Genomic DNA, 23,188 nt, shown 5'->3' with positions numbered 1-23,188 from the left:
CGGCCCCTCACGGCGTCCGCGCTGCCCGGCGCCGTCCCGCACGGGCTCCGCGCGTGCCGGAGGAACGCCGGAGGGGCCGGACCCCGACCGCGAGAAACCCCGCGACCCGGGCCCGGCCCCTCCCCGCCCCGGCCGGCGGCCGGGGCGCGTGCCGACGGTCAGGCGTCGGCGGCCTCGGCCTCCTTGGGAGCCTCGCCCCGGACCGAGCGCAGGAGCAGCTGGGAGACGTCCACGACCTCCAGCGTCTCCTTGGCCTCGCCCTGCGACTTCTTCTCGTTGATCGCGTCGCCGAGCATGACCTGGCAGAACGGGCAGGCGGTGGAGACGGTGTCGGGGTTGGTGGTCAGCGCCTCGTCCACCCGCTCGGTGTTGATGCGCTTGCCGATCCGCTCCTCCATCCACATGCGGGCGCCGCCCGCGCCGCAGCAGAAGCCCCGCTCCTTGTGGCGGTGCATCTCCTGGGTCTTGACCCCGGGCACCTGGGCCATGATGTCGCGCGGCGGCGTGTACACCTTGTTGTGGCGGCCCAGGAAGCAGGGGTCGTGGTAGGTGATGTTCTCGTCCACGGAGTTGACCGGGGTGAGCCGCCCCTCCTCCACCAGCTTGGCCAGCAGCTGGCTGTGGTGGACGACCTCGTAGGCTCCGCCGAGCTGCGGGTACTCGTTGGCGAGGGTGTTGAAGCAGTGGGGGCAGCTGGCCACGATCTTCGTGACGCCGGCGTCGTTGAGCGTCTCCACGTTCTGCTGCGCGAGCATCTGGAAGACGTACTCCATGCCCAGGCGGCGGGCGGGGTCGCCGGTGCAGGCCTCCATGCCGCCCAGGACGGCGAACTCGACGCCCGCGATGTCCAGCAGTTCGGCGATGGCCTTGGTGGTCTTCTTCGCCCGGTCCTCCAGCGCCCCGGCGCAGCCGACCCAGAACAGGTACTCGGTGCCCTCGGGCAGCTTGTCCTCGACGACCTGGACCTCGACCGGGTTCTCCTGGGAGGCCAGCTCGGCGATCCAGTCCATACGCCGGTCCTCGGCCATGCCCCAGGGGTTGCCCTTGTTCTCCAGGTTCTTGAGGAGCGTGTTGGCCTCGGACGGGAAGTTGGACTCGACCATGACCTGGTAGCGGCGCATGTCGAGGATGTGGTCGATGTGCTCGATGTCGACCGGGCACTGCTCGACGCAGGCGCCGCAGTTGGTGCAGGCCCACAGCTCGTCGGGGTGGATGACTCCACCCTCCTCCTCGGTGCCGACCAGCGGCTTGTTGAGGAGGGCGAGCACGTCCACGCCCGCGTGGCTCTCGTCGGGCTTCTCGGCGAGGGTCTCCTCGGTGATGCCCTGGAGGAGGTACGGGGCCTTCTCGTACGCGTGCCGCTGGAGGTCGAGGATGACCTTCTTGGGCGAGAGGGGCTTGCCGGTGTTCCAGGCGGGGCACTGCGACTGGCAGCGGCCGCACTCGGTGCAGCTGGTGAAGTCGAGGAGGCCCTTCCAGGTGAAGTCCTCGATCTTGCCCGCGCCGAACGGGTCCTCGTCCGGGTCGGCCTCCTCGAAGTCGAGGGGCTTGGTGCCGGACCTGTCCATCATCTGCTTGGCGGCGCCGAGGGTCGGCGTCCCGTCGGCGTTGCGCTTGAAGTAGATGTTGACAGGCGCGATGAAGCGGTGCCAGCCCACGCCCATGGTGAGCTTGAGCGCCAGCACGACGAAGAACGCGTAGCTGATGATCAGCTTGAACGCGGCGACCAGGGCGATGCCCGGGTCGGCGACGGCGAGGTCGCCGGGCAGGAGCGCGCCCACGGCGTGGGAGATCGGGGTCGCCCAGAGCGGGAACGGGAAGGTGTCGGAGGCGACCTTGAAGCCGCGGATCACGAAGATCGCGAACAGCAGGCCGATGATGTACGCCTCGACGTAGTAGCCGGTCCACTGCTTGGAGTTCATGAAGCGGGACGCGCGGCCGATCCGCGCGGGCCGGTTGACGAACCGGTAGGCGGTCAGGCCCAGGATGCCGACGAGGCTGGTGCCGGCGATGAACTCGATCGCCAGGCCGTAGACCGTCCAGTCGGCGATGAGCGGCAGCGTGAAGTGGGGGTCGAAGACCTCGCCCTGCGCCTCCACGACCGTGAAGGCGAGAAGGGGGAAGGAGACCATCACGAACCAGTGCGCGACGCCGATCCACGGCCGCTTGAGCATGCGCCCGTGTCCGAGGATCTCGATGACCGTCATGGTGAACCGTTGTCCGAACGGCCCCTTGCGCTCGGGCTCCACCGCACGGCCCACACCCACGGTTCGCACGATCTGGCGGATGGCCAGAGCGAACATGGTGAACGCGACCACGGCGAAGACCGAGGTGATGATGCCCAGCGTCAAGTACAGAGGATGCATCGTCCGTGGCCTCCCATCCTGCTTCTCGTCGGCCGGTGCGCCACACACCGGCGGTCGGAACTTATGTTACTAGCGGGTAATCGCGCGCCCGCCACCGGATCGCCCCGCCGCCGGGCGCGGACCCGGCGGGCGCCCGCCCCCTCCGGCCCGGACCGGGGGTCGCGGCAATCGCCCCCGCCCGCACCGAAGCCCGCGGGCGCCGACGCAACAGAACCACGGGGACGCCCGGGACGACCCCGGACACACCGCGCCTCCCCCTATATGTAGCGGACCGCGGACGCCGGCGGGCGCCCCGGGCATCGGTGGGACCACCAGAGATCTCCCCCGATCCCAGGTTGGGCCACGGCGGGGGCGGGGGCAACCGGGAGCCCGGGGCTGTGGACGACCGGACCGGAAGCCCGCCCCCGGCCGGGCCCCGCGCCCCCGCCTCCCCGCCGCCCGGGGCCGCCGGGATCACCCCCGGACGCCCCCGACCTCCCCTGATTTCCAGGTCAAGGATGTCCCCGAGTTGTCCCGGGGTTCGGCCATCTTCCTCGTGGGGAGTGCCCAGGTCGGGAACATCCCGGCCTGTCCGGCCGTTGTCAGGGCGTAGGAACCAACTTGAGTCTGGTCGACTCAACTGACTTGACAGCCCTCGCTCGACGAAGCAAACTTACGCCTGAACGACTCAACTTTGACGGAGGAAGCAACCATGGCTCGTGCGGTCGGAATCGACCTCGGTACGACGAACTCGTGTGTCGCGGTCCTGGAGGGCGGCGAGCCGACGGTCATCGCCAACGCCGAGGGCTCCCGTACCACCCCGTCCGTCGTCGCCTTCGCCAAGAACGGCGAGGTCCTCGTCGGCGAGGTCGCCAAGCGCCAGGCGGTCACCAACGTCGACCGCACCATCCGCTCGGTCAAGCGCCACATCGGCACGGACTGGACGGTGAAGATCGACGACAAGACCTTCAACCCCCAGCAGATCAGCGCCTTCGTGCTCCAGAAGCTCAAGCGCGACGCCGAGGCCTACCTCGGCGAGGACGTGACCGACGCGGTCATCACCGTCCCCGCCTACTTCAGCGACTCCCAGCGCCAGGCCACCAAGGAGGCCGGCACGATCGCGGGCCTCAACGTCCTGCGCATCATCAACGAGCCGACCTCGGCCGCCCTCGCCTACCACCTGGAGAAGGAGGAGGAGGCCACCATCCTGGTGTACGACCTCGGCGGCGGCACCTTCGACGTCTCCCTGCTGGAGGTCGGTGACGGCGTCGTGGAGGTCAAGGCGACCAACGGCGACAACCACCTGGGCGGCGACGACTGGGACCAGGCGATCGTCAACTGGCTGGTCGAGCGCTTCAAGAACTCCAACGGCGTGGACCTGTCCAAGGACAAGATGGCCCTGCAGCGCCTGCGCGAGGCCGCGGAGAAGGCCAAGATCGAGCTGTCCAGCTCCAGCGAGTCGGGCATCAACCTGCCCTACATCACGGCCTCGGCCGAGGGCCCGCTGCACCTGGACGAGAAGCTCTCCCGCGCCGAGTTCCAGCGCCTGACCTCGGACCTGGTCGAGCGGACCAAGACCCCGTTCCAGCAGGTCATCAAGGACGCGGGGATCAGCGTCGACCAGATCGACCACGTGGTCCTGGTGGGCGGCTCGACCCGTATGCCCGCCATCGCCGACCTGGTCAAGGAGATGACCGGCGGCAAGGAGCCCAACAAGGGCGTCAACCCGGACGAGGTCGTGGCCATCGGCGCCGCGCTCCAGGCCGGCGTGCTCAAGGGCGAGGTCAAGGACGTCCTGCTGCTGGACGTGACCCCGCTGTCGCTGGGCATCGAGACCAAGGGCGGGGTGTTCACCAAGCTCATCGAGCGCAACACCACCATCCCCACCAAGCGCTCCGAGATCTTCACGACGGCCGACGACAACCAGCCGTCCGTGCAGATCCAGGTCTACCAGGGTGAGCGCGACATCGCCCAGTACAACAAGAAGCTGGGCGTCTTCGACCTGACCGGCCTGCCCCCGGCGCCGCGCGGTGTCCCGCAGATCGAGGTCGCCTTCGACATCGACGCCAACGGCATCGTCAGCGTCACCGCGAAGGACCTGGGCACCGGCCGCGAGCAGTCCGTCACCATCTCCGGCGGCTCCGCGATGTCCAAGGACGACATCGACAAGATGGTCCGCGACGCCGAGCAGTACGCGGAGGAGGACCGCAAGCGCCGCGAGGAGGCCGAGGTCCGCAACAACGCCGAGTCCCTCGTCTACCAGACCGAGAAGGTCATCAAGGACAACGAGGACAAGATCCCGGCGGACGTGCGCTCCGAGACCGAGGCCGCGGTGGCCGAGCTGAAGACCGCCCTCGAGGGCACCGACGTCGAGGCCATCCGCTCCGCGAGCGAGAAGGTCGCGCTGGCCAGCCAGAAGATCGGTTCCGCGATCTACAGCCAGGGCCAGCAGGGCGGCGCCGAGGGCGACGCCGGCGCTTCGGCCTCGGACTCCGCCGACGACACCGACGTCGTGGACGCCGAGATCGTCGACGAGGACAACGGCAAGGGCAACCAGCAGCAGTCCTGAGCCCCAGGTCGAGTCGAGGAAGGAGGGCACGCCGGACATGGCACCGTCGGACAACACGAACAACTCCGACACCGGTGACGGTGAGGAGAAGCAGGGCCCGGTGATCCGCGACAACCGCCGGATCGACCCCGAGACCGGTGAGGTCCGCGAGCCCAAGGGGGCCACCGCCCCCGAGGAGCCCGCCGCCGCGCCGGACGACTCCGACGAGGACGTCGTCGAGGCCGAGCTGGAGGACTTCCCCGAGATTCCGGACACTCCGGAATCCGTGGTCACGGACGCGATCAACGCGGACGAGCGGGTCATCGAGCTGACCAACGACATCAAGCGCGTGCAGGCGGAGTACTCCAACTACCGCAAGCGCGTCGAGCGCGACCGCGTCGCGGTCCGCGAGATGGCGACCGCCCAGGTCCTCGGCGAACTCCTGCCGATCCTGGACGACATCGGCCGGGCGCGGGACCACGACGAGCTCAACGGCGGGTTCAAGGCGGTGGGCGAGGCCCTGGAGGCCTCCGTCACCAAGCTGGGCCTGGAGCGCTACGCGGACCAGGGCGACGAGTTCGACCCGAACATCCACGAGGCGCTCACCCTGGTGCCGGTCCCCAACATCTCCGTACAGTCGGTGATCGAGGTGTTCCAGCCCGGGTACCGCATCGGTGAGAGGATCCTCCGTCCGGCCCGCGTGGTCGTCGGGGACCCGGTCGACGGCGGCGAGGCCCCGGCCGGCGCCGCCGAGGACGGCGGGGACCCCGGAGCGGACGAGGCCGGCACCGCGGCCGAGTCCGGTGGCGAGGACAACAGCAAGTAGCGGGCACGCCCGTGACCTCCGGCCGTGACCGCCGCTCGCGCGGAGGTCACGGCCGGAGTCGGACCCCGGCCCGCCACGGGCCGGGGTCACGTGGAACCATCGGACGCAACCGGCACCAGCGGGGAGAAGGCACCAGTCGATGAGCACCAAGGACTACCTGGAGAAGGACTACTACAAGGTCCTCGGAGTCTCAAAGACCGCCTCGAAGGACGAGATCAAGCAGTCCTACCGCAAGCTGGCCCGGGAGAGCCACCCCGACGCGAACACCGACGACCCCAAGGCGGAGGACCGCTTCAAGGAGGTCTCCGAGGCGTACAACGTCCTGTCGGACGACAAGCGCCGCAAGGAGTACGACGAGGCGAGATCGCTGTTCGGGGGGGCGTACCGTCCGGGCGGCGGCACCGGGCCGGGCGGGTTCGACATGGGCGACCTGTTCGGGCAGGGCACCTCCGGGGGCGGCGGCGCGGGCGGTGAGCGCCTGAGCGACATCTTCGGCGGCCTGTTCGGCAACCGCGGCCGGAGCGGCGGGGCGACGCGCAGCCGGCGCGGCGCGGACGTCGAGACCGAGACCACGCTGACCTTCCGCGAGGCGGCCGACGGGGTCACGCGCTCCTTCCAGCTGACCAGCGAGGAGGCGTGTCCCACCTGCAAGGGCACGGGCGCCAAGCTCGGCACGGCCCCGCGGATGTGCCCGAAGTGCTCCGGCACCGGGCACGAGAACACCAACCTGGGCGGCTTCTCGCTGTCCGAGCCGTGCAGCGAGTGCAAGGGCCGGGGCCTGGTCGTGGACGACCCCTGCACCACCTGCAACGGCAGCGGGCGCGGCAAGAGCACCCGCACCATCCAGACCCGTATCCCGGGCGGGGTGACCGAGGGCCAGCGGATCAGGATCAAGGGCAAGGGCGCGCCGGGTGAGAACGGCGGTCCGGCGGGTGACCTCTACGTCGTCGTCCACGTGAAGGAGCACCCGGTGTTCGGCAGGAGCGGCGACAACGTGACGATCACCGTGCCGGTGAGCTTCCCCGAGGCGGTGCTCGGCGCGGAGGTCCGCATCCCGACGCTCAACGGCTTCCCGGTGACCGTGAAGGTCCCGCCGGGCACGCAGAACGGTCACAAGCTGCGGGTGCGCGGCAAGGGCGCGACCCGCAAGGACGGCACCGCGGGCGACATGCTCGTCACGATCGAGGTGGCGGTGCCCAGAACCCTCGGCGAGGACGCGCGCGAGGCCCTGGAGAAGTTCCGCGCCGCGACGTCCGACTACGACCCGCGTGACGGACTCGAGGCGCGGGCGAAGGGTGCGTGAACGACGTGAACGACTCCTTCGGCGCTGACGCCCCGGTCTACGTGATCTCGGTGGCCGCCGAACTCGCGGGGATGCACCCGCAGACCCTGAGGCAGTACGACCGGCTGGGGATCGTCTCCCCCGGCCGGGCGTCCGGCCGGGGGCGCCGCTACTCCATGCGCGACGTGCAGACGCTGCGCGAGGTGCAGCGGCTGTCCCAGGAGGAGGGCATCAACCTCGCCGGGATCAAGCGGATCCTCGAACTGCAGCACGAGGTCGAGCAGCTGCGCGAGCAGATCTTCCATGTGGCGAACGAGCTGGAGGCGGCCCGGCGGGCGGTGTCCAGGCGCGGCAGGCCCGCCCGCCCCGAGCCGGGGCCCGCGGTCCGCGGCGAGCTGGTGCGCCGGACACGTGTGACCATCTTCAACACCGCCGAGCCCTTCGGCGACGAGGATCCCCGCGAGGCGGGCCCGGGCTCCCCCGGCCAGCCTGGCGCGCCGGGCCGGGGCGCCTCCGGGCCGGGGGTCCCCGGGCAGGGCGGTCCCGGGCAGGAGGGTCCGCAGCGCGGGACCGGCGGCGCCGAGAGGCGCCGCCCGGAGAACGGGCGGGACTGACGGACGTCCGCCCCCGTTCCAGGGGCCGAGGCCGACCACCGGACATCACAGTGAGTGACATTAGTTTTTCTAGGAGTCACCGAACATGAACTACAAGCTCACCCAGAAGAGCCAGGAGGCTCTGTCGGTGGCCATCCGCCGCGCCACCACGGACGGCAGCCCCCAGACCGAGCCCGCGCACCTGCTGGCGGCCCTCCTCGACCAGCCCGAGGGGGTCACCCGTCCGCTGCTCAAGGAGGTCGGCGCCAACCCCGACACCCTCAAGGACAAGGTCGAGGCCGCCATCGGCGCCCTGCCCAGGGCCGCGGGGTCCACGGTCAGCTCGCCCAGTTCGTCGCGCCAGCTGATCGTCTCCATCAACACGGCGGCGCAGCGCGCCCAGCAGATGGAGGACGAGTACGTCTCCACCGAGCACCTGCTGGTGGGGCTCGCCACCGACGGCGGTGAGGCCGCACGGCTGCTCACCGAGGCCGGGGCCACCCCCGACGCGCTCCTGGAGGCGTTCGAGCGGGTGCGCGGGACGGGGAAGATCACCACCGAGAACCCCGAGGACACCTACAAGGCGCTGGAGAAGTTCGGCGTCGACCTCACCCAGCGCGCCCGCGAGGGCAAGGTCGACCCGGTCATCGGACGCGACGGGGAGATCCGCCGGGTCGTCCAGGTGCTCAGCCGCCGCACCAAGAACAACCCCGTGCTCATCGGTGAGCCCGGCGTCGGCAAGACCGCCGTCGTCGAGGGGCTCGCCCAGCGCATCGTGGCCGGGGACGTGCCGCAGTCGCTCGTCGGCAAGCGCCTGGTCAGCCTGGACCTGTCCGCGATGGTGGCGGGCGCCAAGTACCGGGGCGAGTTCGAGGAGCGGCTCAAGTCGGTGCTCTCCGAGATCAAGGCGTCCGAGGGCCAGGTCATCACCTTCATCGACGAACTGCACACCATGGTCGGCGCGGGCGCCGCCGAGGGCGCCATGGACGCGGGCAACATGCTCAAGCCCATGCTGGCGCGCGGGGAGCTGCGCATGGTCGGCGCGACCACCCTGGACGAGTACAGGGAGAAGATCGAGAAGGACCCCGCCCTCGAACGCCGGTTCCAGCAGGTGATGGTGGGCGAGCCGTCGGCGGCGGACACGATCGCGATCCTGCGCGGGCTCAAGGGCCGCTACGAGGCCCACCACAAGGTCCAGATCGCCGACGCGGCCCTGGTGGCCGCCGCGACCCTGTCCGACCGCTACATCACCGCCCGGTTCCTGCCGGACAAGGCCATCGACCTCATCGACGAGGCCGCCTCCCGGCTGCGCATGGAGATCGACTCCAGCCCGGTGGAGATCGACGAGCTCAAGCGCACCGTCGACCGCCTGAAGATGGAGGAGATGGCGCTGGAGAAGGAGTCCGACCCGGCCAGCGTGCAGCGGCTGGAACGGCTCCGCTCCGACCTCGCCGACACCCAGGAGCAGCTCACCGGCCTCGTGGCGCGGTGGGAGCAGGAGAAGGCCGGGCTCAACCGGCTCGGCGAGCTCAAGGGCCAGCTGGACGACCTGCGCACGCGCGCCGAGCTGGCGCAGCGCGAGGGCGACTTCGGGGAGGCCTCCCGGCTCATGTACGGGGACATCCCGCAGCTGGAGAAGCAGGTCGAGGAGGCGTCCAAGGCCGAGGAGAGCGCGGCGCCCCAGAGCGGCGACACCATGGTCAAGGACGAGGTCGGCGCCGACGAGGTCGCCGACGTGGTGTCCGCGTGGACCGGCATCCCCGTCGGGCGGCTGATGGAGGGCGAGACCTCCAAGCTGCTGCGCATGGAGGACGAGCTGGGTTCGCGGATCATCGGCCAGCGGGACGCCGTCGTGGCGGTGTCGGACGCGGTGCGCCGGGCGCGGGCGGGGATCTCCGACCCGGACCGGCCGACGGGCTCGTTCCTGTTCCTCGGGCCCACGGGCGTGGGCAAGACCGAGCTGGCCAAGGCGCTAGCGGAGTTCCTGTTCGACGACGAGCGCGCGATCGTGCGCATCGACATGAGCGAGTACTCCGAGAAGCACTCCGTGTCGCGCCTGGTGGGCGCGCCCCCCGGATACGTGGGGTACGAGGAGGGCGGCCAGCTGACCGAGGCGGTGCGCCGCCGCCCGTACACGGTGGTGCTGCTGGACGAGGTGGAGAAGGGGCACCCGGAGGTGTTCGACACCCTGCTCCAGGTGCTGGACGACGGCCGTCTGACCGACGGGCAGGGCCGCCAGGTCGACTTCCGCAACACGATCCTCATCCTCACCTCCAACCTGGGGTCGCCGTTCCTGGTGGACCAGTCGCTGGAGGAGTCGGTGCGCCGGGACCGCGTCATGGACGTGGTGCGGGCGACCTTCAAGCCGGAGTTCCTGAACCGGCTGGACGACGTGATCATGTTCGACGCCCTGTCCACGGCCGACCTGACACGGATCGTGGACCTGCAGGTGGACAAACTGGCCGGGCGCCTGGCCGACCGGCGGTTCGGGCTGGACGTCACACCGGGCGCGCGGGAGTGGCTGGCGCTGACGGGCTACGACCCGAACTACGGGGCGCGTCCGCTGCGCCGCCTGGTGCAGTCCACCATCGGCGACCCCCTGGCGCGTGAGCTGCTGTCGGGCGCGCTGTCCGAGGGCGACACGGCAGTCGTGGACGTGGACGACGTGTCGGACAAGCTGCGGGTGACCGTGCGCGGGGGCGACGCTCCCGCGGCCTGACCGGGGCCCCGCGTGCGGGGGCCGCGGGGCACGGCCGGGACGGGCACGGAGGAGAGGCGGGGGGGGCCGCCCCCGGTCGGGGGCGGCCCCCGCCGTGTGCCGGACGCCCCGGGCGGGGCGGGCGGCGCGCGCTCCGTCCCGGCGCCCCCGGCGGAAGAGCGCCGCCCGGCCGACGGGTCACCCGGCGGCGAGCACGCGTGCCTCGACCTCCGGGTCCAGCCCCGGCCCCGGGCGGTCCGTGCGCTGCGGAGCCTCTCCCCCGACCGACAGCAGCCACTCCCAGGTGTCGGTGACGGTCTCGGACACCGGGCGGCAGCGCAGACCGGCCGCGACCGCCCTGCCGACGCCGGCGCCGTGCAGCGCCTCGTGCATCTCGCCCGGCGGCAGCCAGACCGGCAGGTCCGTCCACGGCCGGATGCCCGCCGCCGCGATCACCTCCGGGTCGGTCCAGCGGAACTCCGCGCCGGAGCCCGTGGCGGCGGCGCAGGCGGTCAGCAGCCCCTCCATGGTGGTGTGTCCCGGCGGGCTCACCAGGTTGTACGGGCCGCCCAGGCCCTTCCCGACCGCGTCGAGGGTCCACGCGGCGAGGTCGCGCGCGTCCACGTACTGCAGGGGCAGGTCGCGCGGGCCGGGGGCCAGGACCGGGCCGCCGCGGGCGACGCGGTGCAGCCACCAGGGCAGGCGGCCGACGTTCTCGTGCGGGCCGAGGACGAGGCCCGCCCGCACGGACAGGGCCCGTGCCCCGAAGGCCCGCTCCGCGGCCAGCTCTCCGCCCCGCTTGTCGTTCGCGTAGTCGGTGGCGCCCGCGTCCGGCGCCCCCTCCACCACCGGCCAGTCCTCGTCGGAGCCCGCCGGTGAGGGGTAGGTGTAGACGGAGCAGCTGGAGACGTAGGCGTAGTGCCCGGCGCGGTCCGCGAGGAGGTTCGCCGCGGCGGCCACCGCGCTCGGCGCCGCCGACCAGGTGTCGACGACGGCGTCCCACTCCCCCGCCCCCAGTGCCGCGAGCCCGCCCTCCGCCAGCCGGTCGCCGTGCAGAACGGTGGCGCCCTCCGGCGCAGGCCGGGTCCCCCGGTGGAACACGGTGGTGTCCCACCCGCGTCCCAGCGCGTCCTCCACGACGGCTCGTCCCACGAACTCGGTCCCGCCCAGCACAAGGAGTCTCATGGGGAGGAGTCTGGCGTCCCGCGCCCCGGCGCGCCAGGGGTGGCTGCTCTCGGCAGAACCGCCCGTGACCGGACGCGCCGGCGGGCCCCGGCCGCACGGTCCGGGCCGGACCCCGGACCCGGCCGGGCCTTCGGCCGTGAGGGGCCCGGCCGCCGCGGTCAGCCCGTGCAGGAGACGGCGCGCTCGCGGAGGTGGTCGCGTTCGCGCTCGTTGAGGGTGAGGTCCGCCGCGCGCTCGAACTCCTCCCGCGCCTCGTCCGGGCGGCTGAGGCGCAGCAGCAGGTCGCCCCGCACGGCGGCCAGGAGGTGGTACCCGGCCAGGACCCCGGCCTCGCTCAGGGAGTCCACGATGTCCAGCGCCGGCTCCGGCCCGTCCGCCATGGACACCGCGACGGCGCGGTTCAGTTCGACGACCGGGGACCGGGTGACCACGGCCAGCTCCGCGTACAGCCCCGCGATCCCCGCCCAGTCGGTGTCCTCCACGGCCGCGGCCTGGGCGTGCTTGGCCGCGATGGCCGCCTGGAGCGCGTAGGGGCCGCGCGGTTCGGCCGGATCGGAGGAGAGCGCGTGCCTCAGCGCCCGGAACCCCCGCATGACGAGACGGCGGTCCCAGCGGGTGCGGTCCTGCTCGGCGAGCGGGACGGGCTCGCCGCCGGGTCCGACACGGGCCCGGAACCGCGAGGCGTGCAGTTCCATCAGCGCGACCAGGCCGTGCACCTCGCGCTCCCCCGGCAGCAGCGCGGTGAGCACCCTTCCCAGGCGCATGGCCTCGTCGCACAGCTCGGGCCGTATCCAGTCGCCGCCGGAGGTCGCGGCGTAGCCCTCGTTGAACACCAGGTAGACGACCTCCAGGACGGAGGCGAGCCGGGCGTCGCGGTCCTTCCCGACCGGCACCTCGAAGGGCACCTGCCTGGCGGCGAGCGTGCGCTTGGCGCGCACGACGCGCTGGGCGACGGTGGACTCCGGCACCAGGAAGGCGCGGGCGACCTCCTCCGTGGTGAGCCCGCCGAGCAGGCGGAGGGTGAGCGCGACCCTCGCCTCGGTGGACAGCACGGGGTGGCAGCACACGAACATCAGCCGGAGGAGGTCGTCGCCGTAGTCCTCCTCCAGGACGGCGTCGAACTCGGCCTGCCCGTCGTGTCCGGCGATGTCGCGGCCCAGGTCGTCCATCCGCTTCTGGAAGCGCTCGTCCCGCCGCCAGCGGTCGAGCATCCGACGCTTGGCCACGGTGGTCAACCACGCGCCGGGGTTGTCCGGCACCCCCTCGTCGGGCCACTTCTCCAAGGCGCTGACCAGGGCGTCCTGGGCGAACTCCTCGGCGAGGCCGACGTCGCCGACCATGCGGGTGAGCGCGGCGACGAGACGGGCCGACTCGATGCGCCAGACCGCCTCGACCGCGCGGGTTGCGTCGGTGTGGCTCACGGACCAATGACAGCACCACGAGCCACACCACCGCAAGCCCGGACGAACCGGCCTCTCAGGCCTCGTGCTCGTTGTGGGCGCGCATCTGGCGCTCGCGCTCCTTGAGCTCCTCGGGCATCTCGTCGCCGAAGTCGTCGGCCCCCATGATGCGCCGCAGCACCAGGCTCGTCTCGCCGGCGCCGCCGTGCGGGCAGCGCCTGGCCCACTCCACGGCCTCCTCGTGCGAGGACACCTGGAGGATCCAGTAGCCGGCGATGAACTCCTTGGCCTCCGCGAAGGGGCCGTCCGTGACGCTCGTCCGGCCGTCGGAGAAGGTGACCCGGGTCGCCTCCCCGGAGGGCGCCAGACCCTCGCCGGCGAGCAGGACCCCGGCCTTGACCAGCTCCTCGTTGTAGTCGGCCATCGCCTGGAAGATCTCCGGCGTCATCTCCGTGTCGGCCTCGGCCTGCGGGTCGGACATGATCGACATCATGTAGCGCATGGTGTTCGCCTCCCGTGCGGCGGTGGAGCCTCTCTCCCCCGCTCTCGTCTACACGTCGAACGGAACAACGGAGGATCGACACCGCGGCCGAACTTTTCTCCGACTTTTTTTCCGGGGGTCCGGCCCGTGCCGCCGCCCCGGCCCCGTCGATCCGCCTCACCAGGCCTTACTACCCGGAACGGCGGGGTCGAAGGGTGGTCGCGCGACCGCTCGCCGCACACGGGGCGGCCCGCCGCCGGACGGGCCGCCGCCCGACGCGCGGACGGGGACGCCCGCCCCCGCCCGTGGCCACAACCGGTCATACCGGTGGCCGCCCCGGGGCCGACCTGGGCCGTTCGGTAGAGTTCCGGCACGGTCGCGCCGGGCGGCGGTCACGGAGCGAGGGGGCGGTTCGGGTGGGCTTGTTCTTGGACACCGCCCTCGGGTTCCCGACGGTGCTGCTCACCCCCGCGCTGGTCGTCGTCGCGGGCTACTGGCTGTTCGTCGCGGTCGGCGCCGCCGACCTGGACCTCCTCGACGGCGTGGACGCCGACGGCGACGCCGTGGGCCTCAGCGCGTTCATGGGCAGGGTCGGGCTGGGGGGAACCGCGCCGAAGGCGTCCGTCGAGGACGGCGGACGGCGGGCGGGCGTCCCGGTCACGGTCGCGCTCACCGTGCTCGTCTGCGTCGCCTGGTTCGTGAGCATGATCGGAGGCATCATGACCACCCTCCTGGACACCACGTCCACCCCCCTCCTGCTGGCGCTCGGCGCCGTGGTCCTGCTGATCGCGCTCGTCGCCGCGTGGGCGGTCACCAGCGGACTGGTCATGTCGCTCCAGCGGTTCCTTCCCCGGCGCACCGGCGATTCCAAGCACGAGCTGGTCGGACGCACCTGTGTGATCCGCATCGGCGACGCGGACGAGTCCTTCGGCCGGGCCGAGATCACCACCGCGGGCGGGGCGTCCATCTCCATCCCGGTGCGCACCACCGGCGGCGAGGTCCTGCCGCTGGGCAGCACCGCCCTGATCTTCGACCACAGCCCCGAGGGCGACGTCTTCCTCGTCACCCGCTTCGACGCCGCGCTGGACCCCGGCCGGCCCTGACCCCTCGGCCCCGAGGCGCCGCCGTTCCTGAGCGGCCCCTCCCGAACGGGACGAATCGGTCGGGAGGGAACCGTTTCGGATGGGCCCGCGTCCCATGTGTACGAGCGTCCCTCCCCGGGACGGCCACCCGCAGCCGTCCCGTCCCCCCGAAACGCTCGCTTCCCCCGTACGCCACTCGCGGAAAGAGCCCCCACGTGTTGCTGAGTGCTACCACGAACGGCCAGGAGGCGGCGGACGCGGCCTTCCTCACCGTCGGTGTCGCCGTGGCCGTCGGCCTGGTCGTCCTCCTCGCCCTGCTGCTGATGGTCACGCGCCTCTTCCGCAAGGTCGAGCAGGGCAAGGCCCTGATCATCTCCAAGGTGAGGGACGTCCACGTCACCTTCACCGGGGCGATCGTCCTCCCGGTCCTGCACAAGGCCGAGATCATGGACATCTCCCTCAAGACGCTGACCCTGGACCGGCGCGGGCGGGAGGGCCTCACCTGCAAGGACAACATCCGCGCGGACATCAAGGTGTACTTCTACGTCCGGGTCAACGAGACCGCCGAGGACGTCAAGAAGGTCGCCAAGTCGATCGGCACCGCGCGCGCCAGCGACCAGGACACGCTCCAGGAGCTGTTCAACTCCAAGTTCTCCGAGGCCCTCAAGACCGTCGGCAAGCAGTTCGACTTCGAGGAGCTGTTCACCCACCGCGAGCAGTTCCGCCACGCGATCGTCTCCCTGATCGGCACCGACCTCAACGGCTACAGCCTGGAGGACGTCGCCATCGACGAGCTGGAGCAGACGCCGCTGCACCAGCACGACAGCAACAACATCCTCGACGCGCAGGGCATCTCGAAGATCACGGAGCGCACCGCCAAGGAGCACAAGCGCACCAACGAGTTCGAGAACGACCGCAAGAAGGAACTCGACCGGCAGAACACCGAGACCGCCGAGACCCTCGCCGAGCTGGAGAAGCGCCGTGAGGAGGCGGCCGCGAAGGCCAAGCGCGAGATCGAGATCATCCGCGCCCGGGAGGAGGCGGAGACCGCCCGTGTGCAGGCCGAGGAGCGTCTGAAGGCCGAGACGGCGAACATCCGCACCTACGAGGCGCTGGGCGTCCAGACCCAGAACCAGCAGCGCGAGATCGCGGTCGCCGAGAAGAACCGCGAGCGCGTCATCGCCATCGAGAGCGAGCGCATCGAGAAGGACCGCATGCTGGAGGTCATCGGGCGCGAGCGCGAGACCGAGCTGAGCCGCATCGCCAAGGACAAGGAGGTCGAGGCCGAGCGCCGCGAGGTCGCCGAGGTCGTCCGCGAGCGGGTCGCCGTGGACCGCACCGTGGCCGAGCAGGAGGAGGCCATCAAGCGCCTGCGGGCCGTCGAGGAGGCGGAGCGCCAGCGCCAGGCCGTCATCATCCACGCCGAGGCCGAGGCCCAGGAGAACCTGGTCAAGGACATCAAGGCGGCCGAGGCCGCGGAGGCCTCCGCCAAGCACCGCGCCGCCGAGGAGCTCACCCTCGCCGAGGCCCGTCAGCAGGCCGCCGAGCTGGACACCCGTGCCAAGATCCGCCTGGCCGAGGGCACGCAGGCCGAGGCCGCCGCCGCGGGCCTGGCCGAGGTGCAGGTCCGCCACCAGGACGCCGAGGCCATCGAGAAGGTCGGCCGCGCCGAGGCCGTCGTGGCCCGCGAGAAGGCCCGTGTCGAGGCCGAGGCCGTCGAGCAGAAGCTGCGCGCCGAGGCCGCCGGCCTCACCGACAAGGCCGAGGCCATGGCGGCCCTGGACCAGGTCAGCCGCGAGCACGAGGAGTACCGCCTGCGCCTGGAGGCCGAGAAGGAGGTGCGCCTGGCGGGGATCAACGTCCAGCGCGAGGTCGCCGAGGCACAGGCCACCGTCCTGGCCACCGGTCTGGAGAACGCCGACATCAACATCGTCGGCGGCGACGGGGCGTTCTTCGACCGCATGGTCGGGGCCATCGGCCTGGGCAGGTCGGTCGACGGGTTCGTCAACAGCTCCGAGACGGTGCAGGCCCTGGGCTCGGGCTGGCTCAACGGCGAGGGCGACTTCGGCGGGGCGATCCGCAAGGTGCTGTCCTCGGTCGACACCGAGGACGTCAAGAACCTCACCGTGTCCGCCCTGCTGCTCAAGCTGATCAGCGCCGGCGGGCCGCAGACCGACAAGCTCAACGGCCTGCTCGGCACCGCCCGCTCCCTCGGCGTGGACCACCTGCCCGCGGCCGCCCTCGCCGGCGCCGAGCGGTGAGGCAGCCCTCCGTGTCCGAGACCCGGTCCCAGGAGAACGAAGGCGCCGGGCCCGACGCCGCCGAAGCGCAGTCGCTGGACGCGGGCGCCTACGAGGTGCTCCGCGCCCGGCTGCGCGAGCAGTCCGGCGAGCTGGCCCGGCGGACCGAGGAGCTGAACGCCCGCCGGTTGGAGGTGTTCGGCGGCACCGAGATGACGCTGCTCGGCACCGAGCGCATCCGCACCGAGCACAACTGCGTGCCCCGGGACATCGTCAGCGTGGGCGGCTCCGCCGGCTCGGGCGCCGACGACGTGATCCTGTTCGGCTACAACGTCTTCATCGGCATGCAGCGGGAGACGCACGTCCCCGACGTGTTCTCGCTGCACCGGTACGAGCACGGCGGCGACGGGTTCACGTTCGCCGACGCCGCCGGGGACGCCGTTCCCGGGCTGCTCTCCGACGAGGCGTTCCGGCAGGACTTCGCGAAGCTCTACCGCTACTACCGCGACGCCCGCCTGCTCCAGCTGCGCCGGGTGGAGGACCGGCTGCTGGCCGTGTTCCAGACCGGTCCGCGCACCGAGGACGTGCGCGTGCTGCGGTGGTCGGTGGAGCCGACCGGCGAGACCGCCTACCTCGACGACCGCGGCGAACGCGACCACGTGTTCCCGCCCTCGCACGACTTCACGTGGGTGGAGACCACGCGCGAGGACCACGTGCAGGGCCGCCACCCGCACATCTCCGTCCTCGACGAGCTGTTCGTGGAGACCGTGGGCGGCGACCTCACCATCAAGGTGGAGAACAACACCGAGGTCGGCGAGGGCGTCTACAGCGAGCCGGTGGACGAACCGCTCCAGAGCCTGGCCGACGCCTCCGTGTCGTACGCGAGGGTGGGCGCGCTGATCCTGTTGCGCGTCCTCCCGTACAACGAGACCGCGTGGCGCCACCTGGTCTTCAACACCCGCACCAAGGAGGTGGAGCGCCTCGACGGCATCGGCCAGGCGTGCCAGCGGCTGCCCGACGACCAGGGGCTGATCTTCCCCGGCGGCTACTACCTCGCCACCGGCGCGGCGCGGACGTTCGACACCGACGTCACCGACCTGGAGTTCGAGCGCGTGGTGCGCTCGCCCAACGGCGAGGACGTGCTGTACGTCTTCCACTCCCGCGCGGACGGGCGCAGCCTCCTGCTGCCGTACAACACCATCCGCAAGGAGGTCGCCAACCCGGTCGTCTGCCACGGGTACTCGCTGTTCGACGACGGCACCATGACGGTGTTCAGGAGCGACTCGGGCGAACCGACCCGGGTGCACCCGATGCAGGTGTGGCAGACCCCGTACGTGTCCGACGTGTACGCGGCGGCGCAGCCGGCGGGGACCGGCCCCCTGGAGCGGATCGGCAACGCCGAACTGGTGAGGGGTGTGTCCGAGGCGCTGTCGGTGGCGCGGATGACCACCGACATGCGCCCCTCCACGGAGGTCTTCGAGGCGCTCATCGCCGCGTGCCGCCGGGCGCTCGACCGGTTCCACTGGCTGGGCGAGGAGGAACTGGGCGACCTGGCGTCGCCGCTGGCGGAGGTGCAGGACACCGCCCGGCGGGTGCTGGAGGAGTTCGAGACCGTCCAGGCGCTCACCCGCCAGGCGGCCGAGGCGCTGGCGGAGGCCGAGGACCGGGCGGCCGTGCTCATCCGCACGGCCCGGGGCGAGGCCCCGAGGTCGGCGGAGGGGTGGGTGGCACTGCTGACCGGGCTGCGCCGCGCCCAGGGGCGGGCGGCCACGCTGCGCGAGACGCGGTACGTGGACGCCGCCCGCCTCGACGCCCTGGACGGCAGGCTCGGCGAGGAGATCACGGCGGTCGGCCGCAGGACGGTCGCGTTCCTGGAGCAGGACGACGCGTTCGCCGGCTACCACTCCGAGGTGGACCGGCTGGTCGCGGACGCCGAGACCATCGACGCGGTCAGCGCGGCGACGGCCGTCGGCGAGCGCATCGCCGAGCAGACCGAGGGCCTCCAGGTCGTCACCGAGGTCGTCGGCTCGCTGGACATCGGCGACGCCAAGGTGCGCACCCGCATCCTGGAGCGGGTGAGCGAGGTGCTGGCCGGGATCAACCGGGCGCGCGCCACGCTGGAGACCCGGCGTACCGAACTGCTGGCCCTGGAGGGGCGGGCGGAGTTCGCGGCCGAGTTCGCCCTGCTGGGACAGGCCGTCACGGGAGCGCTGGCGGCCGCGGACTCCCCCGAGCGGTGCGACGAGCAGCTGGGGCGCATCATGCTCCAGCTGGAGAACCTGGAGTCGCGGTTCGCGGAGTTCGACGACTTCCTCGGGGAGCTGTCGGACAAGCGCGAGGACGTGTACGAGGCGTTCTCCACGCGCAAGCAGGTCCTGGTGGACGAGCGGGCGCGGCGCGCCGACCGCCTGGCGTCGTCGGCCGCACGCGTACTGGAGGGGGTGAACCGCAGGGTCGCGTCGCTGGCGACCCTGGAGGACGTCAACACCTACTTCGCGTCGGACGCGATGGTGGCGCGGCTGCGCCGCACCTCCGAGGAGATGCGCGCGCTCGGGGACACCGTGCGCGCGGAGGAGCTGGACGGCCGGATCGCGGCCGCGCGGCAGGAGGCCGGCAGGGCCCTCCAGGACCGCACCGACCTGTTCGAGGGCGGCGCGGGCGGGGAGACGATCCGGCTGGGCAGGCACCGCTTCGCGGTGAACACCCAGCCGATCGACCTGACGCTCACCCCGCACGGCGGCGGGATGTCGGTGGCGATCACGGGCACGGACTTCCGGGAGCCCGTCACCGACGAGGCCTTCGGACGGACCCGGCGCCTGTGGGACCGGCTGCTGGTCTCCGAGAGCCCGGAGGTGTACCGGGCCGAGTACCTGGCGACGTCGATCCTGGCCGCCGCCGAGGAGGGCGCGGACGGGCTGTCGCCGGAGCGGCTGCGCGAGGCCGAGCTGGACGCGGACGGGGCCGGCCTGGCGGGGCTGGTGCGCGAGGCCGCCGAGGCCCGGTACGACGAGGGCTACGAGCGGGGCGTGCACGACCACGACGCCGCGAAGGTGCTGTCCGCCCTGCTGCGGCTCCGCGCGGGCGCCGGACTGCTCCGGTACCCGGGCGCGACACGGGCCGCGGCGCAGTTGTTCTGGGCGTTCGGGGCGGGCAAGGACCGGCGGTCGGCGTGGGCGGTGCGGGCCGCGTCGCTGGCCCGCGCCCGCTCGGTGTTCGGAGCGCGGCGGTCGGCGGCGATCGACGGGCTGCGCACGGAGCTGGCGGGGGCCGTGGACGCCTTCCTGACCGACAGCGGACTGCACCAGGACGCCGACCTGGAACTGGTGGGCGAGTACCTGTTCGAGGAGCTCGCGGCGGACTCCCCCGCCGAGCGCGGGTTCGTGTCGGGTGCGGGCGCGCGGACGCTGCTCGACCGGTTCCACCGGGCCCTGGGCAACGCCCGGGAGACCACGCGGGCGGCGTTCGCGGAGGACCTGCGCAAGCTCGAGGGCGACCTGGCCGCCCGGCACCAGCTGGTGTCGGCGTGGCTGGAGGCGTTCGCGGGCACCCTGGACGGGGTGGACCCGGGCGACCTCCCCGAGGCGGCGGCGATCGAGCTGACCGGGTCCGGCACGGACCGGTACGAGTCGTCGGCCGCCGTGGCCGAGACGGTCGGCGGGATCCTGGGGACCCACCCGCGCGTGCGCGAGCGGTCCCTGGAGGTGCGGTTGGACGAGATCCTGCCGCGCACCCGCCGGTTCCGGCTGGAGGAGGTGCCCGCGTACCGGGACTTCCAGCGGCGCCGCAACGAGCTGGTGGCCGCGGAGCGTGAGCGCCTGCGCCTGGAGGAGTACCGGCCGAAGGTGATGAGCGGGTTCGTCCGCAACCGCCTGCTGGACGAGTCGTACCTGCCGCTCATCGGCGACAACCTGGCCAAGCAGCTGGGCGCGGCCGGCGACGACAAGCGCACGGACCAGAGCGGCCTTCTGCTCCTCATCTCGCCCCCCGGATACGGCAAGACCACGCTCATGGAGTACGTGGCGAGCCGCCTGGGACTGGTGTTCGTGAAGGTGAACGGGCCCGCCCTGGGGCACGCGGTGACGTCGCTCGACCCGGCGGAGGCGCCCGACGCCACGTCGCGGCAGGAGGTCGAGAAGATCTCGTTCGCCCTGGAGATGGGCGGCAACACCATGCTGTACCTGGACGACATCCAGCACACGAACCCGGAGCTGCTCCAGAAGTTCATCTCCCTGTGCGACGGCCAGAGGCGCATGGAGGGCGTGTGGAACGGCCGGACCCGGACCTACGACCTGCGGGGGAAGCGGTTCGCGGTCTGCATGTCCGGCAATCCCTACACCGAGCAGGGCAAGCGGTTCCGGATCCCGGACATGCTGGCCAACCGCGCCGACGTGTACAACCTGGGCGACGTGCTGTCGGGCAAGGAGGAGCTGTTCTCGCTGAGCTACATCGAGAACGCGCTCACCTCCAACCCCACCCTGGCGCCGCTGTCCACCCGCGAGCGGGAGGACGTGTACCGGTTCGTGCGGATGGCGCAGGGCGACGACTCGGCGGGCACGGACCAGCTCGCGCACCCGTACTCGGCGGTCGAGGTGGACCGGATCGTGTCGGTCCTGCGCAAACTGCTGCGGGTGCAGGAGGTGGTGATGGCCAACAACCGGGCCTACATCGCGTCGGCGGCGCAGTCGGAGGACGCGCGCACCGAGCCGCCGTTCCGGTTGCAGGGGTCCTACCGGAACATGAACCGGCTCGCGGAGAAGATCGTGCCGGTCATGAACGACGCCGAGGTGGAGGCCGTCATCGACGACCACTACCTGGGCGAGGCGCAGACGCTCACGTCGGACGCCGAGGCCAACCTGCTGAAACTGGCGGAGCTGCGCGGGGTGATGACCCCCGGGCAGAGGGCCCGCTGGGCCGAGGTCAAGGAGGGGTACCGCCGGGGACGCGCGCTGGGCGGAGCGGACGACGATCCGCTGACCAGGGCGATCGGCGCGATGGGGCTGCTCGCCGACCGGGTCGGCGAGATCGGCGCCGCCATCGACCGCGGCCGCGAGGGGTAGAGCGGCGGCCGGGCCGGGCGGGCGGCGCCCCGGCGTGCGCGGGCCGCGGCCCCGGGGACGACCCGGGAGACGCGGCCCGCCCGCGCGGCGCCGAGGAACCACGGCGGGCCGTCGGCCTTGCGGGGGTTGTGGGGCGGCCACGGGGAATGTAGTTTTCCTTCCACTTCCGCCCTGATCCGCGAAGGATACCGCCGCCCCGAACGCACGGTCGCGCAAGCGCGGCCCCGGGGACGCGGCCCGCCCCCTCCCCCCGCTCGCGAGAGGTGCACAGACATGAGAACGACCCCCGCCGGCCGCGCCCGGCCCCGGTTCCGCGCGCGCCCCGCCGGACGGCTGATCGCCGTGCTGGCCTCGGCCGCCCTGGTGGCCGCCCTTCCCCGGCCCGCACTCGCCTCCGGGGCGGACCCCGGCGCCGACCGCCCCGTCACCGCCGAGGAGCAGGAGGTCATCGACCTCAAGCTGGCCAACTCGCCGGTGAACCCCGGCCCGCTGGTCTTCGGCGCCGCACCCCTCCAGGACGTCAGGACGGCCGCGGGCGCGGCCTCGGCGGACGCCTCGTGCGCGATCTCCCCGCAGGAGGCCACCGCCATGACGCTGGCCCCGGTCTGGCCGGAGGTCGGCGCGGGTTCGCCCGGCGCCCCCTCCCCCATGACGCTGTCCCGGTACGACAACCAGGACACCCTGTACGACCCGGCCCGCCGCGACGGGCTGTTCTTCAACCCCGGCGTCGGCCTGTGGCAGATGGACTCGGCCGGGCTCGGCGCGCACAACACCGCGGGCGAGGCGATCGACACCGCGTGGATCGCCGGGTTCGTCGCCCCGTACATCGTCGACCGGTACTGCGCCGCGATCAACGGGGGCTCGACCGCGCCCGCCGCCCGCGCCACCGCGTGGCGTGACTGGAACGCCTGCGCGGACGGCTCGTGCGACAACGTGTACTGGCGCGCGTACAACAGCGGTGTGACGCCGGACGCGGGCGTGGGACGGCTCGGCGGCGCCGAACCCCGCACCTGCGTCTTCGAGGGCGTCGGCCACGACTGCCTGTTCGTGGACACCGCCGCCGCGGAGGGCGGGAACTGGTGGACCCGGCCCGGCAGCGGGCGATCCCCCGTGCCCCACCCGTTCTACGTGTTCCGGAGCGAGGCCGGGGGCGTCACCCGGGAGGTCCGCAGCTGGCTGGCGGAGGACTCCGGGGCGGGCACGCACGTGACCGTCACCCGGCCGTTCGGCGCGAACGCCAGGGGCGGCCTCACCTGGGCGGACGGTGCGGGCGTCTGCGACACCACCGCCGACCGCGGGGACTGCTGACCGCGGAGACTGCTGACCGGCCCCCGGACCGGGGGGGGGCGGGGCCCCCCGGGCCCCCCCCCCCCGGGCCGGCGGGGGCCGGGGGGGCGGCGCGGCCCCCGGGCCCGGGCGGGGGGGGGGGCCACACCGGGGCCCGGGGGGGC

Annotated in this window: 13 protein-coding genes; 9 read left to right on the top strand and 4 right to left on the bottom strand. The window is 72.4% G+C overall.

Annotation, left to right across the window (positions count from 1 at the left end; translation table 11 throughout):
- Positions 1-158: 158 nt before the first annotated feature.
- Positions 159-2,366, bottom strand: coding sequence for a (Fe-S)-binding protein (locus ACIRPH_RS17060; protein WP_402915236.1), 2,208 nt, complete (start codon positions 2,364-2,366; stop codon positions 159-161).
- Positions 2,367-3,057: 691 nt separating this feature from the next.
- On the opposite strand from ACIRPH_RS17060, the gene dnaK reads away from it, so the two are divergent.
- The 5 genes from dnaK (at position 3,058) to clpB (ending at position 10,313) form a co-directional block, all read left to right on the top strand.
- A complete protein-coding gene (dnaK, locus tag ACIRPH_RS17055) occupies positions 3,058-4,914 on the top strand; it encodes a molecular chaperone DnaK (protein WP_267947649.1) in 1,857 nt (618 codons plus the stop codon).
- 37 nt (positions 4,915-4,951) lie between these two features.
- Positions 4,952-5,719 carry a nucleotide exchange factor GrpE gene (gene grpE, locus ACIRPH_RS17050; protein ID WP_402915233.1) on the top strand — a complete coding sequence of 256 codons (768 nt, stop codon included), beginning with the start codon at positions 4,952-4,954 and terminating at the stop codon, positions 5,717-5,719.
- A gap of 139 nt (positions 5,720-5,858) precedes the next feature.
- Entirely contained in the window at positions 5,859-7,022 is a 1,164-nt protein-coding gene (dnaJ, locus tag ACIRPH_RS17045; protein ID WP_402915231.1) for a molecular chaperone DnaJ, read from the top strand.
- Complete coding sequence (locus ACIRPH_RS17040) at positions 7,019-7,615, top strand: heat shock protein transcriptional repressor HspR (RefSeq protein ID WP_402915228.1); 597 nt, start codon at positions 7,019-7,021, stop codon at positions 7,613-7,615. The genes dnaJ and ACIRPH_RS17040 overlap by 4 nt, the downstream gene beginning before the upstream one ends.
- Positions 7,616-7,700: 85 nt before the next feature.
- Positions 7,701-10,313, top strand: coding sequence for an ATP-dependent chaperone ClpB (gene clpB, locus ACIRPH_RS17035; RefSeq protein ID WP_402915225.1), 2,613 nt, complete (start codon positions 7,701-7,703; stop codon positions 10,311-10,313).
- Positions 10,314-10,490: 177 nt separating this feature from the next.
- On the opposite strand, the gene ACIRPH_RS17030 is transcribed toward clpB, so the two are convergent.
- From ACIRPH_RS17030 to ACIRPH_RS17020, 3 genes are all read right to left on the bottom strand, one after another.
- Positions 10,491-11,477, bottom strand: coding sequence for an NAD-dependent epimerase/dehydratase family protein (locus tag ACIRPH_RS17030; RefSeq protein ID WP_402915222.1), 987 nt, complete (start codon positions 11,475-11,477; stop codon positions 10,491-10,493).
- 158 nt (positions 11,478-11,635) lie between these two features.
- Positions 11,636-12,898 (bottom strand): RNA polymerase sigma factor, encoded by a 1,263-nt coding sequence (locus ACIRPH_RS17025; protein ID WP_402915219.1) that lies wholly within the window; start codon positions 12,896-12,898, stop codon positions 11,636-11,638.
- Positions 12,899-12,953: 55 nt separating this feature from the next.
- Positions 12,954-13,379 carry a YciI family protein gene (locus ACIRPH_RS17020; RefSeq protein WP_402915216.1) on the bottom strand — a complete coding sequence of 142 codons (426 nt, stop codon included), beginning with the start codon at positions 13,377-13,379 and terminating at the stop codon, positions 12,954-12,956.
- 395 nt (positions 13,380-13,774) lie between these two features.
- Here ACIRPH_RS17020 and ACIRPH_RS17015 point away from each other — a divergent pair, with 395 nt between their 5' ends.
- The 4 genes from ACIRPH_RS17015 to ACIRPH_RS17000 all read left to right on the top strand — a co-directional run bounded on the left by ACIRPH_RS17015 (position 13,775) and on the right by ACIRPH_RS17000 (position 23,045).
- Positions 13,775-14,461 (top strand): DUF1449 domain-containing protein, encoded by a 687-nt coding sequence (locus tag ACIRPH_RS17015; protein ID WP_402915213.1) that lies wholly within the window; start codon positions 13,775-13,777, stop codon positions 14,459-14,461.
- A gap of 194 nt (positions 14,462-14,655) precedes the next feature.
- Positions 14,656-16,701 (top strand): SPFH domain-containing protein, encoded by a 2,046-nt coding sequence (locus tag ACIRPH_RS17010; RefSeq protein WP_402915210.1) that lies wholly within the window; start codon positions 14,656-14,658, stop codon positions 16,699-16,701.
- A gap of 11 nt (positions 16,702-16,712) precedes the next feature.
- Positions 16,713-21,737, top strand: a complete 5,025-nt coding sequence (locus ACIRPH_RS17005) for a DNA repair ATPase (RefSeq protein WP_402915207.1) — start codon at positions 16,713-16,715, stop codon at positions 21,735-21,737.
- A 273-nt stretch (positions 21,738-22,010) separates the two neighbouring features.
- A complete protein-coding gene (locus ACIRPH_RS17000) occupies positions 22,011-23,045 on the top strand; it encodes a hypothetical protein (RefSeq protein WP_402915204.1) in 1,035 nt (344 codons plus the stop codon).
- The last annotated feature ends 143 nt before the right edge of the window (positions 23,046-23,188 follow it).

Origin of the sequence: Nocardiopsis sp. NPDC101807 (assembly GCF_044766605.1) — a bacterium.
Lineage (GTDB): Bacteria > Actinomycetota > Actinomycetes > Streptosporangiales > Streptosporangiaceae > Nocardiopsis > Nocardiopsis tropica.
The sequence above is the reverse complement of the archived record's forward strand: the minus strand, read 5'-3'. Positions and strand labels throughout refer to the sequence as shown.

What these genes read in the sequence shown, in the direction of transcription:
- dnaK (WP_267947649.1), top strand. Translation starts at nt 3,058, where the DNA reads ATGGCTCGTGCGGTCGGAATCGACCTCGGTACGACGAACTCGTGTGTC.
- dnaJ (WP_402915231.1), top strand. Translation starts at nt 5,859, where the DNA reads ATGAGCACCAAGGACTACCTGGAGAAGGACTACTACAAGGTCCTCGGA.
- ACIRPH_RS17020 (WP_402915216.1), bottom strand. Translation starts at nt 13,379, where the DNA reads ATGCGCTACATGATGTCGATCATGTCCGACCCGCAGGCCGAGGCCGAC.
- ACIRPH_RS17060 (WP_402915236.1), bottom strand. Translation starts at nt 2,366, where the DNA reads ATGCATCCTCTGTACTTGACGCTGGGCATCATCACCTCGGTCTTCGCC.
- grpE (WP_402915233.1), top strand. Translation starts at nt 4,952, where the DNA reads ATGGCACCGTCGGACAACACGAACAACTCCGACACCGGTGACGGTGAG.
- ACIRPH_RS17030 (WP_402915222.1), bottom strand. Translation starts at nt 11,477, where the DNA reads ATGAGACTCCTTGTGCTGGGCGGGACCGAGTTCGTGGGACGAGCCGTC.
- ACIRPH_RS17000 (WP_402915204.1), top strand. Translation starts at nt 22,011, where the DNA reads ATGAGAACGACCCCCGCCGGCCGCGCCCGGCCCCGGTTCCGCGCGCGC.
- clpB (WP_402915225.1), top strand. Translation starts at nt 7,701, where the DNA reads ATGAACTACAAGCTCACCCAGAAGAGCCAGGAGGCTCTGTCGGTGGCC.